Origin of the sequence: Enterobacter sp. GER_MD16_1505_Eko_090, from assembly GCF_003331015.1 — a bacterium.
Lineage (GTDB): Bacteria > Pseudomonadota > Gammaproteobacteria > Enterobacterales > Enterobacteriaceae > Enterobacter > Enterobacter roggenkampii.
On record NZ_PUQF01000029.1, the window covers coordinates 1 to 15,996 of the forward strand.

Consider the following 15,996-nt stretch of genomic DNA (forward strand, 5'->3'; position numbering starts at 1 on the left):
TCGTCCGAGGACGTTAAGAATCCATGTCACTTTGAGTGCCCACACAGATTGTCTGATAAATTGTTAAAGAGCAGTGCAACGCGGCTTTCGCTCACCGTTGCGAGGTGGCGTATATTACGCTTTCCTCTTTCAGAGTCAACCCGTTATTTCAGGATTTTTTCTCTTCAACCGAACCGCTTGTTGTGTGAAGTGATTCACATCCGCCGTGTCGATGGAGGCGCATTATAGGGAGTTCTCCGCAGGCCGCAACCGCTAAATGACAGAAAAATGACTGACTGCTGCATTCCACAGCAAAACCCCGCCTTATACCTTTTTACGCACAGACTTATCCACAATGATACGAAAAAGTGAAAATGTGCGAGCGTTGCGCAAACGTTTTCGTTAAAATGCTCGCGCTTTACAAGGATGCCTCGTCAGGTGTGTTAGATGAGTTTTTCACAGGAAAATTCATCTAACGCTCTCTGTAATCGTGAAATCCAGGGGATTTACCATGCAACAACGTCGTCCAGTCCGCCGCGCTCTGCTCAGTGTTTCTGATAAAGCCGGTATCGTCGAATTCGCTCAGGCACTTTCTGCACGCGGTGTAGAGCTGCTTTCCACAGGTGGAACCGCTCGCCTGTTAGCAGATAAAGGTCTGCCGGTAACCGAAGTGTCCGATTACACCGGTTTCCCGGAAATGATGGATGGACGCGTCAAAACCCTGCACCCGAAAGTCCACGGCGGCATTCTGGGCCGTCGCGGTCAGGACGACGCCATTATGGAACAGCACGACATCGCGCCTATCGACATGGTTGTCGTTAATCTCTACCCCTTTGCCCAGACCGTTGCCCGCGAAGGCTGCTCTCTGGAAGATGCTGTAGAGAATATTGATATCGGCGGCCCGACCATGGTGCGCTCTGCGGCCAAGAACCATAAAGATGTCGCCATCGTGGTCAAGAGCAGCGATTACACCACCATTATTAATGAGATGGACGCCAACGATGGGTCGCTGACCCTGGAAACGCGTTTCGACCTCGCCATCAAAGCCTTCGAGCACACCGCCGCGTACGACAGCATGATCGCCAACTACTTCGGTAGCCTGGTGCCGGCTTACCACGGTGAAAGCAAAGATCCTTCAGGTCGCTTCCCGCGCACCCTGAACCTGAACTTCATTAAGAAGCAGGATATGCGCTACGGCGAGAACAGCCACCAGCAGGCGGCCTTCTATATAGAAGAAGAGGTAAAAGAAGCTTCTGTCGCTACCGCACAGCAGGTTCAGGGCAAAGCGCTCTCCTATAACAACATTGCTGACACCGACGCCGCGCTGGAGTGTGTGAAAGAGTTCAGCGAGCCGGCCTGTGTTATCGTCAAGCATGCGAACCCATGTGGCGTTGCCGTGAGCACCTCAATCCTTGATGCCTACGATCGCGCCTACAAAACCGACCCGACCTCCGCGTTCGGCGGCATTATCGCCTTCAACCGCGAGCTGGATGCTGAAACGGCTCAGGCCATCATCTCCCGCCAGTTCGTTGAAGTGATCATCGCGCCATCGGCCTCCGAAGAAGCGCTGAAAATCACCGCGGCAAAACAGAACGTGCGCGTACTGGTTTGCGGCCAGTGGGCAGAACGCGTGCCGGGCCAGGACTTCAAGCGCGTGAACGGCGGCCTGCTGGTTCAGGACCGCGATCTGGGGATGGTGACAGAAGCCGACCTGCGCGTGGTGACCAAACGTCAGCCGACCGAACAGGAGCTGCGTGACGCGCTGTTCTGCTGGAAAGTGGCGAAGTTCGTGAAATCCAACGCCATCGTCTACGCGAAAGAGAACATGACCATCGGGATAGGCGCAGGCCAGATGAGCCGCGTTTACTCGGCGAAAATCGCGGGTATTAAAGCAGGCGATGAAGGCCTGGAAGTCAAAGGCTCCGCCATGGCCTCTGACGCCTTCTTCCCGTTCCGTGACGGTATCGACGCCGCAGCCGCGGTAGGCATCACCTGCGTGATCCAGCCTGGCGGTTCAATCCGCGACGACGAAGTGATTGCCGCTGCCGACGAACACGGCATTGCGATGATCTTCACCGACATGCGTCACTTCCGCCATTAATTCCCGGAGCAGAAAATGAAAGTATTAGTGATTGGTAACGGCGGACGCGAGCACGCGCTGGCGTGGAAAGCGGCCCAGTCTCCGCTGGTTAAAACGGTCTTCGTGGCACCGGGCAACGCCGGTACCGCACTGGAACCCGCGCTGCAGAACGTGGCTATCGGCGTGACCGACATTCCGGCGCTGCTGAGTTTTGCCCAGAGCGAGAAAATCGACCTGACCATCGTCGGCCCTGAAGCGCCGCTGGTGATTGGCGTGGTGGATGCGTTCCGCGCGGCGGGCCTGAAAATCTTTGGCCCAACGGAAGGCGCCGCGCAGCTGGAAGGCTCCAAGGCCTTCACCAAAGATTTCCTCGCGCGTCATAACATCCCGACGGCGGAATATCAGAATTTCACTGAAGTGGAGCCTGCTCTGGCCTGGTTACGTGAGAAGGGCGCGCCGATTGTTATCAAGGCCGACGGTCTGGCCGCGGGTAAAGGCGTGATCGTCGCGATGACGCTCGAAGAAGCCGAAGCCGCGGTTCAGGATATGCTGGCAGGTAACGCCTTTGGCGATGCGGGCCACCGCATCGTGATAGAAGAGTTCCTCGACGGTGAAGAGGCGAGCTTTATCGTCATGGTCGACGGCGAGCACGTTCTGCCGATGGCCACCAGCCAGGATCACAAGCGTGTGGGCAATGGCGACACGGGGCCTAATACCGGCGGGATGGGCGCTTACTCCCCTGCGCCGGTCGTGACTGACGACGTCCACCAGCGCACCATGGATCGCATCATCTGGCCTACCGTGAAGGGGATGGCGGCAGAAGGCAATACCTACACCGGTTTCCTTTATGCAGGCCTGATGATCGACAAGCAGGGTAACCCTAAGGTCATCGAATTCAACTGCCGCTTTGGCGATCCAGAAACCCAGCCCATCATGCTGCGCATGAAATCCGATCTGGTTGAGCTGTGCCTGGCTGCCTGCGATGGCAAGCTGGACGAGAAAACCTCCGAGTGGGACGAGCGTGCGTCTCTCGGCGTGGTGATTGCTGCGGGCGGTTATCCGGGCAACTACAGCACCGGTGATGAGATCCACGGTCTGCCGCTGGAAGATATTGACGGTGCGAAAGTGTTCCACGCCGGTACGAAGCTGGCTGAGGACGATCGCGTTCTGACCAACGGCGGACGCGTGCTGTGTGCGACCGCGCTGGGTCATACCGTGGCAGAAGCACAGAAGCGCGCCTATGCGCTGATGGCGGATATTCACTGGAACGGTAGCTTTAGCCGTCAGGATATCGGCTATCGCGCGATTGCGCGTGAGCAGGGGGAGTAATTCCTCCTCGCCCTCACCCTCTTCCACAGGGAGAGGGAATCGTTCGTAGGCCGGATAAGCGTTAGCGCCATCCGGCTTAATCCACAGAACTCAAAAACTCTTCTCTGTCGGCTGCCAGGTGCAGAAATCTTCGTTCGCCACCAATAGCAATTGAGAGCCTTCCGGCGCCTCAAGCCACGCCACGCTCACGTCCATTGATGAATGACGCTGACGGCGTTGAATGTGTTCGGTCGCCCAGGATTCAAGCTCAGGCTTCACCGTTTGCCCTTCGCAGGTGGTTACCGTTCCATCGTTATGCCAGCGCCCCTGGCGCAGCACAACGCGTCCCAGACGAAGCGCATCGCTGGTCTGGCGGATTTGTTCGGCACGGTAACGGTAGAGGGCGATTTGGTCGCTGGAAAGCTGCTGTTTTTGACCGCTGACTTCACGCTGCATAAAGCTCAGCTCGCCATGGTCGTCAAAACGCACTTTCACGTGTTCGGGGGTCTTGCTGTAGACGTTCAGCTCAATCAGCGAGAGATCATCTCCCTGCCAGCGATATTCTGCCGTCGACGTATTGCCGCTATGCCACGGGCTGAAGGCAGACAACAGATGAACTTCATTGCCGGAATCTTTACGCCAGATCCTGACCGCGCCCTGGTTGTCAGCGTAGCCGCTGGCGGTAAACGGCGGCAGAGTGGTGTCGTGACTACAGGCTGACAGCAGCAGCGCACCTGCCAGCGCGAGCGTTCCGCGCCAGAAAGACAAAAGGGGCGTTGCCGCCCCTTCGCTAAAACTGTTCACTGCCACGCGTCTTACTTAACAGCGTCTTTCAGTGCTTTACCAGAAACAAATGCCGGCACGTTAGCTGCGGCGATTTTGATTTCTTTACCGGTCTGCGGGTTGCGGCCAGTACGCTCAGCGCGGTGGTTCACTTTGAAGGTACCGAAACCAACCAGTTGTACAGCATCGCCTTCTTTCAGAGACTCAGTAATAGCAGCCAGGGTAGATTCCAGAGCAGCTTTAGCCTGCACTTTAGACAGATCAGCCTTGTCCGCAATTACATCAATCAGTTGAGTCTTGTTCATAAGTTATCCTTTCAATGTGTTTATCGCTTGCTAAGCATCGAGTGCGACGAAAATGCCAAAAAAGCACTCTCCTGCATACACGCACCGATAGCCACTTTTTTTCGCCCCCCAAATGTAGACCAGACAAGGGTCGAAAGGGAAGAGTCGAGGAGCGACAAAACGGGCGTTATCTCAAGTTTTCTTATCTCATTGGTTAAAAATTATACCAATATTACTCTCACCGGCCTCACGTAAGTCCGCGCGCAGCCCTTTTATCAGCTCAATGTCGCGTTCTTCACACTCTGCCAGCAGGCGGAAAATCTCCCACTGGATATCCCATTCTTGCTCAACGGCCGGGTTCGCACGCAGCTCTTCGTCGGTCATCTCGCGACCTTCCTGGGTCATTTCCAGCATCGCCACGGTGGTGATAGAGGCCTTACTGACTTCGATAGCGTGCTCCAGCGTCTCACCGCTCAGGCGGGAGTGGAGCAATTCGCTTAACGCCACACAGGCATCAATTGCCGGGTAGACGCCGTACAGGTCAAAATCATCCGCCACCGGGATCGCCTCTTCCAGCTTTTCGAGCTGAGAGTCGAAATTCACCTTCGCGTCTTTCACCGTCAGCGTTTCCCAGATCAGATCCAGAATGCGGCGGTAGATATGGCCATCACCAAAGCCGGTCTGCTTGCAGAACGCGGCATAGTTGGGATACATGCGCTCGCACAGGCAAGCCATAAAGGTGACGTGCTGCCAGCTTTCCAGCTTTTCAAGGCGCAGGTGAATCGGGTTTTGTAGCATGATGATCTCTCGAATCGAAAATTAGGCGCAGTTTACCTGAATCATCGCTGAATTTCCTGCCAACGAACAAAAGCCGGACGCGAAGAGGCCACCGCGTCAGCCCAGCGCGTTGGCTCCGGTAAGCGGTAGCCCTTCATGCAGCGCTGTACCCACGCCAGGGCGCTGTCCATACTCACCCGATGGCCGGTGGCGATGAACAGCGGATTACAGCGTGCCTTGCTGCGCCAGACCCACGCCAGCTGCTCGCCTTTATGGATAAGCGGTGCCAGCGCACCCGGCTCGGCGGAGAGTGGCTCAAACGCGCCGCAGAGGCGTTTCTTGGCGACGCCGATGGTCGGCACATCCACCAGCAGACCAAAATGGCTAGCAACGCCTAAACGGCGCGGGTGTGAGATACCGTGCCCATCGACAAAAAGCAGGTCAGGTTTTTGCGAAAGCTGCTCCCACGCTGCCAGCAGCGCGGGATATTCGCGGAAGGAGAGAAAGCCCGGAATGTACGGCATGGTGGTGGCAATACGCGCGACCTTGTACTCCACCAGCTCGAGCGAAGGGTATTTCAGGACCACCATCGCCGCTCGCGTCACGTCCCCACCCTGCTCAAACCCGACGTCGGCTCCGCCAATGTACTGCGGAGGATCCTTATCCAGACGATCCTCGCGGATCACCGATGAGGCCAGTTCGATTTGTTGAGCGCGTAGCGACGCGAGATCCATAACGACTCCTTACTTGTGATACTGGGCAGAAAGCCGATGCACCGCCTCCACAAATACGCCTGCGTGCTCCGGCGGTACATCCTGATGAATACCGTGGCCGAGGTTAAAGACGTGGCCTTCCCCCTGGCCGAAACCAGACAGTATAGTCGACACTTCTTCTTCAATGCGGGCAGGCGGCGCATAGAGCATGGACGGGTCCATATTGCCCTGAAGCGCCACTTTGTCGCCCACGCGGCGGCGGGCATCAGCGATATCGGTGGTCCAGTCGAGACCCAGAGCGTCACAGCCGGTTGCCGCCATGGCTTCCAGCCACTGACCGCCACCTTTGGTGAACAGCGTCACCGGCACGCGGCGGCCTTCGTTTTCGCGCAGCAGGCCGTCAACGATTTTATGCATGTAATACAGGGAGAACTGTTGATAATCACGCCCGGTCAGCACGCCGCCCCAGGTATCGAAAATCATCACCGACTGCGCACCGGCTTTAATCTGCGCGTTGAGGTAGAGCGTGACGCTCTTCGCGAGCTTGTCGAGCAGCGCATGCAGAGCCAGCGGCTCGGCGTACATCATCTTTTTAATCAGGGTGAAGGCTTTGCTGCTGCCCCCTTCCACCATATAGGTCGCCAGCGTCCACGGGCTGCCGGAGAAGCCAATCAGCGGCACTTCCCCTTTCAGCTCGCGGCGAATGGTGCGCACGGCGTTCATCACGTAGCCCAGCTCGCCTTCCGGATCGGGGATCGGCAGTTTGTCCACGTCGGCTTTGCTTCTGATCGGAGAGGTAAAACGCGGGCCTTCACCGGTTTCGAAGTACAGGCCAAGGCCCATCGCATCCGGAATGGTCAGAATATCCGAGAAGAGGATCGCCGCATCCAGCGGGAAGCGGCGCAGCGGCTGGAGCGTCACTTCACAGGCCAGCTCGGCGTTTTTGCACAGCGACATAAAATCGCCCGCCTGCGCGCGCGTGGCTTTGTACTCTGGCAGATAGCGTCCCGCCTGGCGCATCATCCACACCGGGGTGACATCAACGGGCTGGCGCAGCAGCGCACGCAGATAACGATCGTTCTTCAGTTCGGTCATTTTTGCAGTTCCTTAAGCGTCATGGCCTCAGTGTAACACTACTCATACTCGGCCCGACACATCGCCACGGTATCTTCTATGAGCCGACGCGCCACGGTGCCCGGTGGGGGAAGCAGCGGTAGATCGTCATACCGATACCAGTTCGCATCCAGCAGCTCTTTCTGATCGATAACGATCTCGCCGCTGTCATAGTCGGCCATAAAGGCCGTCATCAGCGACTGCGGGAACGGCCACGGCTGGGAGGTGACGTAGCGCAGGTTCTTCACTTTGATTCCGCTCTCTTCCATCACCTCGCGCGCCACTGCCTGCTCCAGCGTTTCGCCCACTTCGACGAACCCGGCCAGCACGGTATGAATGCCGTTGCGATGGCGGGTATGCTGTGCAAGCAAAATAGAGTCATCCCGACGGATAGCGACGATAATGCACGGCGCAATTTGTGGGTAATAACGTTCGCGGCAGTGGCTGCAGAGCATCGCCCACTCGGTTTTACTCGGGTGCATGGTATGGCCGCAATAGCCGCAGTATTTGTGCGAACGGTAAAACTCCGCCAGCTGCACGCCCCGCCCCGCCAGCTGGAACAGGCCTACGTCCAGATCCAACACCTGGCGAACGGATCCCATATCCAGACGACGCGATTGTTGGATCAACCACACGGGTTCACCCTGCCACTCGCCGATCTTCAGCGCAGGCTGGCCCACGAGATCAAACGTTTCCGCCGCACCGTAGGGCAGCTCTCCACCGGGCAACCATAATTTTTGTTCGTGACTGACGATCCACCAACCCAGATCTGATTTTTCAATAATACGATCCATATCTATTGCACTACCTTCGCTTCACTGACATGTTGTTAGCATTGTGGTTACATTCTGGATGAGCAGATTCAATCCTACACTTTGCGGAGTCGACCATGTTAAACCAGCTAGAAAGCCTGACTGAGCGCGTTAGAGGAAGTAACAAACTGGTGGATCGCTGGCTACATGTGCGCAAGCATCTACTCGTGGCTTATTACAATCTGGTCGGTCTTAAGCCTGGCAAAGAATCGTTTATGCGGCTGAATGAAAAAGCGCTGGATGATTTTTGTCAGAGCCTGGTCGACTATCTGTCCGACGGCCATTTCAATATTTATGAACGCATTATCCGCGAAATGGAAGGGACAACGCCGTATTTAGCGGCCAGCAAGCTTTGTCCGCTGCTGGAAGCCAACACCCAGCAGATCATGGATTACTACGATTCCACGCTTGAGAACGCCATCGATCACGATAACTATCTAGAGTTCCAGCAGGCGCTTTCCGACCTTGGCGAAGCGCTGGAAGAGCGATTCACGCTGGAAGATAAGCTGATTAGCCTCGTCCTGGACGCCAGCCCCGAAGATAACATCGCGCGCCCGGCTTGAGTTCTTAATCGTTAACGAGTAATTTACAACCATTCGCCCCTCTCACGAGGGGGATTTTTCTTGTCGGAGTGCCCAGAGCGAAAGCCGGGCTGAGACCGTTAATTCGGGATCCGCGGAACCTGATCAGGCTAATACCTGCGAAGGGAACAAGAGTCACACTGCTGTTGTATCGCCCCCCGGGCGATCCTCTCTTGCTTCATCCGTCGTCTGACAAGCCATGTCCTTCACTTTTGGAATGAGCTATGTCTACTGCAAAACTGACCCGCCGCGAACAGCGTGCACAGGCCCAACACTTCATCGACACCCTGGAAGGCACCGCTTTCCCGAACTCGAAACGCATCTACATTTCCGGCTCGCAGGCCGATATCCGCGTCCCGATGCGTGAAATCCAGCTCAGCCCGACGCTTATCGGCGGCAGCAAAGAGAATCCGCAGTATGAAGACAACGAAGCCGTGCCGGTGTATGACACCTCCGGCCCGTACGGCGATCCTGATGTGGCTATTAACGTCCAGCAGGGTCTGGCAAAGCTGCGCCAGCCGTGGATAGAGGCGCGTAACGACTGCGAAGAACTGAGCGTACGCAGTTCTGCATACACCAAAGAACGCCTGGCCGACGACGGTCTGGACGCGCTGCGCTTTACCGGCCTGCTGACGCCAAAACGCGCCAGAGCGGGCAAATGCGTGACGCAGCTGCACTACGCCCGCCAGGGGATCGTCACGCCGGAGATGGAGTTCATCGCCATCCGCGAGAACATGGGCCGCGAGCGTATCCGCAGCGAAGTGCTGCGCTACCAGCACCCGGGCGAAGGCTTTGGCGCACGCCTGCCGGAGAACATCACGCCGGAGTTTGTGCGTGACGAAGTGGCCGCAGGCCGCGCGATCATCCCCGCCAATATTAACCACCCGGAATCCGAGCCGATGATTATCGGCCGCAACTTCCTGGTGAAGGTCAACGCTAACATCGGTAACTCGGCCGTCACCTCCTCCATCGAAGAAGAGGTTGAGAAGCTGGTCTGGTCAACGCGCTGGGGCGCGGACACGGTAATGGATCTCTCCACCGGCCGCTATATTCACGAAACCCGCGAATGGATCCTGCGTAACAGCCCGGTTCCGATTGGCACCGTCCCGATTTATCAGGCGCTGGAGAAGGTCAACGGCATCGCCGAAAACCTTACCTGGGAAGCGTTCCGCGACACGCTGCTGGAGCAGGCGGAACAGGGCGTGGACTACTTCACCATTCACGCGGGCGTGCTGCTGCGCTACGTGCCGATGACCGCGAAGCGTCTGACCGGCATCGTCTCGCGCGGCGGTTCGATCATGGCGAAGTGGTGCCTCTCCCATCACCAGGAGAACTTCCTTTACGAACACTTCCGCGAGATCTGCGAAATCTGCGCCGCTTACGATGTCTCTCTGTCGCTGGGCGACGGCCTGCGCCCGGGCTCCATCCGCGATGCTAACGACGAAGCACAGTTTGCCGAGCTGCACACGCTGGGCGAGCTGACCAAAATCGCCTGGGAATATGACGTGCAGGTGATGATTGAAGGCCCGGGCCACGTGCCGATGCAGATGATCCGCCGCAACATGACCGAAGAGCTGGAGCACTGCCACGAAGCGCCGTTCTACACGCTGGGGCCGCTGACCACCGACATCGCGCCGGGCTATGACCACTTCACGTCAGGCATTGGGGCGGCGATGATCGGCTGGTTCGGCTGCGCCATGCTCTGCTACGTGACGCCGAAAGAGCACCTCGGGCTGCCAAACAAAGAGGACGTGAAGCAGGGGCTGATCACCTACAAAATTGCCGCCCACGCGGCGGATCTGGCCAAAGGCCACCCGGGCGCGCAAATTCGTGATAACGCCATGTCGAAGGCGCGCTTTGAATTCCGCTGGGAAGACCAGTTCAACCTGGCGCTGGATCCGTTCACCGCCCGCGCCTACCACGACGAAACCCTGCCGCAGGAGTCGGGCAAAGTCGCGCACTTCTGCTCCATGTGTGGGCCGAAGTTCTGCTCGATGAAAATCAGCCAGGAGGTGCGCGACTACGCCGCCACGCAAACCATTGAAGTGGGTATGGCGGACATGTCCGAAGCCTTCCGCGCCAAAGGCGGCGAAATCTACCTCAAAAAAGAGGAGGCGTAATGTACCAGCCCGATTTCCCACCCGTTCCCTACCGTTTAGGGCTCTATCCGGTGGTGGACAGCGTGGCGTGGATAGCGCGCCTGCTGGAGGCAGGCGTTCGCACCCTCCAGCTGCGCATCAAGGATAAACGCGATGAGGAGGTGGAAGCCGATGTGGTTGCCGCCATTGCGCTGGGGCGACGGTATAACGCCCGGCTGTTTATCAACGACTACTGGCGGCTGGCCGTTAAGCACCGGGCGTACGGCGTGCATCTGGGTCAGGAGGACCTGGAAACAACGGATCTGAGCGCTATCCGCGAAGCCGGGCTGCGTCTTGGCGTGTCAACACACGATGACATGGAGATCGACGTGGCCCTGGCGGCCCGTCCCTCTTACATCGCACTCGGTCACGTCTTCCCGACGCAAACCAAGCAGATGCCCTCCGCTCCGCAGGGTCTGACGCAACTGGCGGGTCACGTTAAACGCCTTGCCGACTACCCCACCGTCGCCATCGGCGGAATCAGCCTGGAACGCGCCCCGGCAGTGCTGGAGACCGGCGTGGGCAGCATCGCCGTCGTCAGCGCCATCACCCAGGCCGCAGACTGGCAGGCCGCCACCGAACAGCTGTTACAGCTGGCAGGAGCAGGCGATGAATGATCGCGACTTTATGCGCTACAGCCGTCAGATCCTGCTGGAAGATATCGCCATCGACGGGCAGCAAAAACTGCTCGCCAGCCGGGTGCTGATTGTTGGCCTGGGGGGATTAGGCGCACCCGCCGCGCTCTATCTGGCAGGCGCGGGTATCGGCACGCTGGTGCTGGCCGACGACGACGAGGTCCACCTCAGCAACCTGCAGCGACAAATCCTCTTTACCACCGAGGATATCAACCAGCCGAAAGCGCAGATCACCCGGCAGCGGCTGCATCAGCTTAACCCGGATATCGAACTGATTGCCCTACAGGAGCGGCTTGGCGGTGAAAGCCTGCACCGTGAAGTCGCCCTTGCCGACGTGGTGCTGGACTGTACCGACAACATGGCGACGCGCCAGGCGATCAACGCCGCCTGCGTGGCAAATCATACGCCGCTTATCACCGCCAGCGCGGTGGGGTTCGGCGGGCAAATGATGGTTCTGACGCCACCGTGGACGCAGGGCTGCTATCGCTGCCTGTGGCCGGACGATGCCGAGCCGACGCGCAACTGCCGTACGGCGGGCATTCTGGGTCCGGTGGTCGGCGTGATGGGCACGATGCAGGCGCTGGAGGCCATCAAGCTGCTCAGCGGCATGGAGACGGAACGCAATACGCTGCGGCTGTTTGATGCCCGCTCCAGCGGCTGGCGTCATCTGGCGCTGCATCGCGCCAGCCACTGCCCGGTGTGCGGAGGCCGCGATGCGCATTCTGTTTAACGATGAGCCGATGAGCTGCGACGACGGGCTAACCGTTGCCGCACTGCTCGACAAATTGCGCCAGCTCAGGCCGGGAACGGCGCTGGCGCTCAATCAACAGATCCTGCCGCGCGAGCAGTGGGAACATCAGCAGGTCAATGAAGGCGACCAGATCCTGCTGTTTCAGGTTATCGCAGGGGGCTGAGATGTTACGTATTGCCGATAAGGTTTTTGATTCGCATCTGTTTACCGGAACCGGAAAATTCGCCTCGCCGCAGCTGATGGTGGAGGCCATTCGCGAAAGCGGCAGCCAGCTGGTGACGCTGGCGCTTAAGCGCGTGGATCTGCGCCATCACAGCGATGCCATTCTGGCTCCGTTGCTGGAAGCGGGCGTCACGCTGTTGCCCAACACCTCCGGTGCCAAAACGGCAGAAGAGGCGATTTTTGCCGCACAGCTGGCACAGGAGGCGCTCGGCACCCGCTGGTTGAAGCTGGAAATCCATCCGGATGCCCGCTGGCTGCTGCCCGATCCGATTGAAACGCTGAAAGCGGCTGAAAAGCTGGTTCAGCAAGGGTTTACCGTCCTGCCTTACTGCGGGGCCGACCCTGTCCTGTGCAAACGGCTGGAAGAGGTCGGCTGCGCTGCCGTCATGCCGCTGGGGGCCCCCATTGGCTCCAACCAAGGGCTGGAGACCCGCGCGATGCTGGAAATCATTATTGAGCAGGCTACCGTGCCGGTGGTGGTGGATGCGGGCATTGGCGTGCCCAGCCATGCCGCGCAGGCGCTGGAGATGGGTGCTGACGCGGTGCTGGTGAATACGGCTATCGCGGTTGCCGACGATCCGGTCATGATGGCGCGTGCATTCCGCCTGGCCGTAGAGGCAGGCCTGCTGGCAAGGGGATCCGGCCCCGGCTCGCGCAGTTTCCAGGCGCAGGCCACCAGCCCGCTGACCGGTTTTCTGGAGGCGATCTCATGAGCACGTTTACCGAGCGCTGGCGCCAGCTTAACTGGGACGACATTGCCCTGCGTATCAACAGCAAAACGGCGGCTGACGTGGAGCGCGCGCTGCAGGCCCGTCATCTGACCCGCGAGGATCTGATGGCCCTGCTCTCCCCGGCGGCCAGCGCCTACCTCGAACCGATGGCCCAGCGAGCGCAGCGGCTTACCCGCCAGCGGTTTGGCAACACGGTGAGTTTCTACGTGCCGCTCTATCTCTCCAACCTGTGCGCCAATGACTGCACCTACTGCGGTTTCTCCATGAGCAACCGCATCAAGCGTAAAACGCTCGATGAGGCTGAGATTGCCCGTGAGTGTGCGGCCATCCGTGAAATGGGCTTTGAACATCTTTTGCTGGTCACGGGCGAACATCAGGGGAAAGTGGGAATGGACTATTTCCGCCGGCACCTTCCCGCCATTCGTCGTCAGTTTGCGTCGTTGCAGATGGAAGTGCAGCCTCTGTCGCAGGAAGAGTACGCGGAGCTCAAAACGCTCGGGCTGGACGGCGTCATGGTCTATCAGGAAACCTACCACGAGGCGACGTACGCCCGACACCACCTGAAGGGCAAGAAACAGGATTTCTTCTTCCGCCTGGAAACGCCGGACAGGCTGGGTCGCGCCGGTATCGACAAAATCGGTCTGGGTGCGCTGATCGGGCTCTCCGACAGCTGGCGGGTGGATTGTTACATGGTGGCGGAACATCTGCTGTGGCTCCAGCAGCACTACTGGCAGAGCCGATACTCCATCTCCTTCCCGCGCCTGCGTCCCTGCGCGGGAGGAATTGAACCGGCTTCGCTGATGGATGAACGCCAGCTGGTGCAGACCATTTGCGCGTTTCGCCTGCTCGCTCCGGAAGTGGAATTATCGCTCTCAACGCGCGAGTCTCCGGCATTTCGCGATCGCGTCATCCCGATTGCAATTAACAACGTCAGCGCGTTTTCCAAAACGCAGCCTGGCGGCTACGCCGACGACCATCCGGAACTGGAACAATTTGCACCCCATGACGGACGACGCCCGGAAGCGGTCGCCGCCGTCCTGACGGCGCAGGGTCTTCAGCCCGTCTGGAAAGACTGGGACAGCTGGCTGGGAAGAGCCTCGCAGTGACGTTGAAACGCACTGCAACACGTTAAAAAATTGTCGAGCCGCGACGAAAAGGCAAAACCGGAAGATTGTCAGCGATTGTCCGGTTTTTTATTGTCACACGGTCAGCAACGGATGCTGACCAGGGCGAAAAGCTTCTTCCTCGTTTCGCCCTGCCTCTGGTTCATTGCAAAAACGGCTCATGCCATTTTAATAAGTATTTTCTTAATGGTTCTTAAGATAAATCATCCTGTCAAAAATCGCGTGCCGTATAATTCACCGCTAACCGCAGGACAGCGACTATGCTGAGAGGATATCGGCAGACGAAAAGTATTCACCATCAGGAACGATGTACAGCTCATGGCACTTCACAGCAAAAAGCTCTCTTTTACCCGGCCCATTATGCTCAGCTTTGCGGGGATCCTCTGCAGTTTTGCGGTGATCGCGATCGCGGTGACGCTTTCGCAACGAAAGGATTTTCTTGAGGATTATCATAAGATCAATAGCAACTTCACGCACAACCTGGCGGTGAACTACACCGAATCTATCCTGCGCGAAAACGACTATATTCTGGGCCGTTCCGCGATGTACTTTGCGCGCGACGACAGGCTAAACGAGACGCTAAACCTTAACCCGACGCAGGGGCTGCAGATGGTCATGCATTTGCAGAACCTGATGCCGACCGTCTCCTCCATTTCGCTTGCCGATACGCAGGGGCATTATCTGCGCGCGCCAGAGGTGCTCCCCACGGAGAAGAGTAAAACCTTCGATCCCCGAACGCGGCCGTGGTTTGTCGCTCAGGCGGAAGCCAGCATCTTCAGCCACTATACCCGTCCCTACATGGACTACTTTACCGGCCATCCGACGGTAACCCTTTATAAGCCGTTGATCTCGCCGGAAGGCAGACTGAAGGGAACGATCGCCTTTCATCTTGATTTGACGTCAATGGGCTATACCCTGCGCCAGATGGTGGCGCCCGTTCAGGGGGAATTCTTCGTCGTCGAACGCGACGGTGCTGTGGTGCTGCATCCGGATACCGGCGCGCTCTTCAAGCAGTACGTGAGCGAAGCGCTGATGGACAAAATGACCAGCGGCGAAGGCCATCTTTACGACAAGAAAAGCAACGCCTGGTATTACTATTACTCGTTTACCAACCCGGACTGGTTTGTCATCTACCGGGTATCCGGTGCGACGCTCACCGATATCACCCGCCACGAAACGACGATCGTTGGCTGGGGGTTTGCGCTGGCGGCCATCATCATCATCCTTTTCGGCTTATACCTCCGCCACGCCTCGCGTAGCGTGCTGATGCACATTATCAATGCCATCAAAACCGGCGATGTTAACGAGGCGCCGCGCCTGGAAGCGATGTTGAGCCACACGATTCAGTCCAATAAAGAGCGCGAAATGGCGTATGTGCGCCAGGCCACCCACGATGCGCTGACGGGCTGTAAAAACCGCCGCGCGTTCGACAGCGATATCGCAGAGCTGCTGAATGCTCAGCAGCCCTTCGCGATGGCGCTGGTGGATATTGATAACTTTAAGTCAATTAACGACACGCTGGGTCACCTGACCGGTGATATCGTTCTACGCAACGTGGCTCGTGAAGGGATCCAGATTATGCAGCCACATCACGTCTCGGTTTACCGTTATGGCGGAGAAGAGTTCGCCGTAATCTTCCAGGCGGAGCAGATGTCTTCCGCGCTCTCATTACTGGAAGCGTGGCGTACCGCCGTTGAAAAACGCGTCTGGCGGGAAGAAAACCTGCGGGTTACGTTCAGCGGCGGTCTTGGGGAGTGGCATTTTGAACCGCTGGAACAATTTGTCGGAAGCGTTGATAACGCCCTCTACAGCGCCAAACAGCAGGGAAAAAATCGAATCGTTCGCACATCCATCAGCTAATCCTCTCGCCTTCACCCTGCCCGTTTCAACGGGCCGGGTACCCGCCAATGTAAAATTGTAACCGGTTTCAGAAAAACGCCTGTTTCTTTGTGATGCCTGACACAC

At 57.9% G+C, this 15,996-nt stretch carries 16 protein-coding genes and 1 riboswitch; of the genes, 10 read left to right on the forward strand and 6 right to left on the reverse strand.

What is annotated here, in order from left to right:
• The first annotated feature begins 490 nt into the window (after window positions 1–490).
• The gene (gene purH, locus C6A40_RS23285; protein WP_045337292.1) at window positions 491–2,080 is read left to right on the forward strand and encodes a bifunctional phosphoribosylaminoimidazolecarboxamide formyltransferase/IMP cyclohydrolase; all 1,590 of its coding nucleotides are present in this window, start codon (window positions 491–493) and stop codon (window positions 2,078–2,080) included.
• A gap of 15 nt (window positions 2,081–2,095) precedes the next feature.
• Window positions 2,096–3,388 (forward strand): phosphoribosylamine--glycine ligase, encoded by a 1,293-nt coding sequence (gene purD, locus C6A40_RS23290; RefSeq protein ID WP_045337291.1) that lies wholly within the window; start codon window positions 2,096–2,098, stop codon window positions 3,386–3,388.
• Window positions 3,389–3,478: 90 nt separating this feature from the next.
• On the opposite strand, the gene C6A40_RS23295 is transcribed toward purD, so the two are convergent.
• The 6 genes from C6A40_RS23295 to nudC form a co-directional block, all read right to left on the reverse strand.
• Window positions 3,479–4,171, reverse strand: coding sequence for a DUF1481 domain-containing protein (locus C6A40_RS23295; RefSeq protein WP_021242965.1), 693 nt, complete (start codon window positions 4,169–4,171; stop codon window positions 3,479–3,481).
• An 11-nt stretch (window positions 4,172–4,182) separates the two neighbouring features.
• Window positions 4,183–4,455, reverse strand: a complete 273-nt coding sequence (gene hupA, locus C6A40_RS23300) for a nucleoid-associated protein HU-alpha (protein ID WP_002445246.1) — start codon at window positions 4,453–4,455, stop codon at window positions 4,183–4,185.
• Between the two features lie 186 nt (window positions 4,456–4,641).
• Window positions 4,642–5,232: a YjaG family protein gene (locus C6A40_RS23305; RefSeq protein ID WP_008503468.1), complete on the reverse strand. Its 591-nt coding sequence runs from the start codon at window positions 5,230–5,232 to the stop codon at window positions 4,642–4,644.
• Window positions 5,233–5,273: 41 nt separating this feature from the next.
• On the reverse strand, window positions 5,274–5,945 hold the full coding sequence (nfi, locus tag C6A40_RS23310) for a deoxyribonuclease V (protein WP_021242964.1): 672 nt from the start codon (window positions 5,943–5,945) through the stop codon (window positions 5,274–5,276).
• Between the two features lie 9 nt (window positions 5,946–5,954).
• Window positions 5,955–7,019: a uroporphyrinogen decarboxylase gene (hemE, locus tag C6A40_RS23315; protein ID WP_008503466.1), complete on the reverse strand. Its 1,065-nt coding sequence runs from the start codon at window positions 7,017–7,019 to the stop codon at window positions 5,955–5,957.
• Between the two features lie 38 nt (window positions 7,020–7,057).
• Window positions 7,058–7,831, reverse strand: a complete 774-nt coding sequence (gene nudC, locus C6A40_RS23320) for an NAD(+) diphosphatase (RefSeq protein ID WP_023294851.1) — start codon at window positions 7,829–7,831, stop codon at window positions 7,058–7,060.
• A 95-nt stretch (window positions 7,832–7,926) separates the two neighbouring features.
• Here nudC and C6A40_RS23325 point away from each other — a divergent pair, with 95 nt between their 5' ends.
• The 8 genes from C6A40_RS23325 to C6A40_RS23360 all read left to right on the forward strand — a co-directional run bounded on the left by C6A40_RS23325 (window position 7,927) and on the right by C6A40_RS23360 (window position 15,891).
• Window positions 7,927–8,412, forward strand: coding sequence for an Rsd/AlgQ family anti-sigma factor (locus C6A40_RS23325; protein WP_008503464.1), 486 nt, complete (start codon window positions 7,927–7,929; stop codon window positions 8,410–8,412).
• A gap of 54 nt (window positions 8,413–8,466) precedes the next feature.
• A riboswitch (TPP riboswitch) is annotated at window positions 8,467–8,575 on the forward strand.
• Between the two features lie 79 nt (window positions 8,576–8,654).
• Window positions 8,655–10,550, forward strand: a complete 1,896-nt coding sequence (gene thiC, locus C6A40_RS23330; RefSeq protein WP_023326468.1) for a phosphomethylpyrimidine synthase ThiC — start codon at window positions 8,655–8,657, stop codon at window positions 10,548–10,550.
• Entirely contained in the window at window positions 10,550–11,185 is a 636-nt protein-coding gene (thiE, locus tag C6A40_RS23335) for a thiamine phosphate synthase (protein WP_045337289.1), read from the forward strand. Before thiC ends, thiE begins: the two co-directional genes overlap by 1 nt.
• A complete protein-coding gene (locus tag C6A40_RS23340; RefSeq protein WP_008503461.1) occupies window positions 11,178–11,933 on the forward strand; it encodes a HesA/MoeB/ThiF family protein in 756 nt (251 codons plus the stop codon). Before thiE ends, C6A40_RS23340 begins: the two co-directional genes overlap by 8 nt.
• Entirely contained in the window at window positions 11,917–12,117 is a 201-nt protein-coding gene (thiS, locus tag C6A40_RS23345) for a sulfur carrier protein ThiS (protein ID WP_045337288.1), read from the forward strand. Before C6A40_RS23340 ends, thiS begins: the two co-directional genes overlap by 17 nt.
• A 1-nt stretch (window position 12,118) precedes the next feature.
• Complete coding sequence (gene thiG / locus C6A40_RS23350) at window positions 12,119–12,889, forward strand: thiazole synthase (protein WP_045337287.1); 771 nt, start codon at window positions 12,119–12,121, stop codon at window positions 12,887–12,889.
• Window positions 12,886–14,013 (forward strand): 2-iminoacetate synthase ThiH, encoded by a 1,128-nt coding sequence (gene thiH, locus C6A40_RS23355; RefSeq protein WP_008503458.1) that lies wholly within the window; start codon window positions 12,886–12,888, stop codon window positions 14,011–14,013. The genes thiG and thiH overlap by 4 nt, the downstream gene beginning before the upstream one ends.
• A 336-nt stretch (window positions 14,014–14,349) precedes the next feature.
• Entirely contained in the window at window positions 14,350–15,891 is a 1,542-nt protein-coding gene (locus C6A40_RS23360; protein WP_025910400.1) for a sensor domain-containing diguanylate cyclase, read from the forward strand.
• Window positions 15,892–15,996: the final 105 nt, after the last annotated feature.

What these genes read in the sequence shown, in the direction of transcription:
- C6A40_RS23340 (WP_008503461.1), top strand. Translation starts at nt 11,178, where the DNA reads ATGAATGATCGCGACTTTATGCGCTACAGCCGTCAGATCCTGCTGGAA.
- C6A40_RS23325 (WP_008503464.1), top strand. Translation starts at nt 7,927, where the DNA reads ATGTTAAACCAGCTAGAAAGCCTGACTGAGCGCGTTAGAGGAAGTAAC.
- thiC (WP_023326468.1), top strand. Translation starts at nt 8,655, where the DNA reads ATGTCTACTGCAAAACTGACCCGCCGCGAACAGCGTGCACAGGCCCAA.
- nudC (WP_023294851.1), bottom strand. Translation starts at nt 7,831, where the DNA reads ATGGATCGTATTATTGAAAAATCAGATCTGGGTTGGTGGATCGTCAGT.
- C6A40_RS23360 (WP_025910400.1), top strand. Translation starts at nt 14,350, where the DNA reads ATGGCACTTCACAGCAAAAAGCTCTCTTTTACCCGGCCCATTATGCTC.
- thiS (WP_045337288.1), top strand. Translation starts at nt 11,917, where the DNA reads ATGCGCATTCTGTTTAACGATGAGCCGATGAGCTGCGACGACGGGCTA.
- thiH (WP_008503458.1), top strand. Translation starts at nt 12,886, where the DNA reads ATGAGCACGTTTACCGAGCGCTGGCGCCAGCTTAACTGGGACGACATT.
- hemE (WP_008503466.1), bottom strand. Translation starts at nt 7,019, where the DNA reads ATGACCGAACTGAAGAACGATCGTTATCTGCGTGCGCTGCTGCGCCAG.
- C6A40_RS23305 (WP_008503468.1), bottom strand. Translation starts at nt 5,232, where the DNA reads ATGCTACAAAACCCGATTCACCTGCGCCTTGAAAAGCTGGAAAGCTGG.
- hupA (WP_002445246.1), bottom strand. Translation starts at nt 4,455, where the DNA reads ATGAACAAGACTCAACTGATTGATGTAATTGCGGACAAGGCTGATCTG.
- purH (WP_045337292.1), top strand. Translation starts at nt 491, where the DNA reads ATGCAACAACGTCGTCCAGTCCGCCGCGCTCTGCTCAGTGTTTCTGAT.
- thiG (WP_045337287.1), top strand. Translation starts at nt 12,119, where the DNA reads ATGTTACGTATTGCCGATAAGGTTTTTGATTCGCATCTGTTTACCGGA.
- purD (WP_045337291.1), top strand. Translation starts at nt 2,096, where the DNA reads ATGAAAGTATTAGTGATTGGTAACGGCGGACGCGAGCACGCGCTGGCG.
- thiE (WP_045337289.1), top strand. Translation starts at nt 10,550, where the DNA reads ATGTACCAGCCCGATTTCCCACCCGTTCCCTACCGTTTAGGGCTCTAT.
- nfi (WP_021242964.1), bottom strand. Translation starts at nt 5,945, where the DNA reads ATGGATCTCGCGTCGCTACGCGCTCAACAAATCGAACTGGCCTCATCG.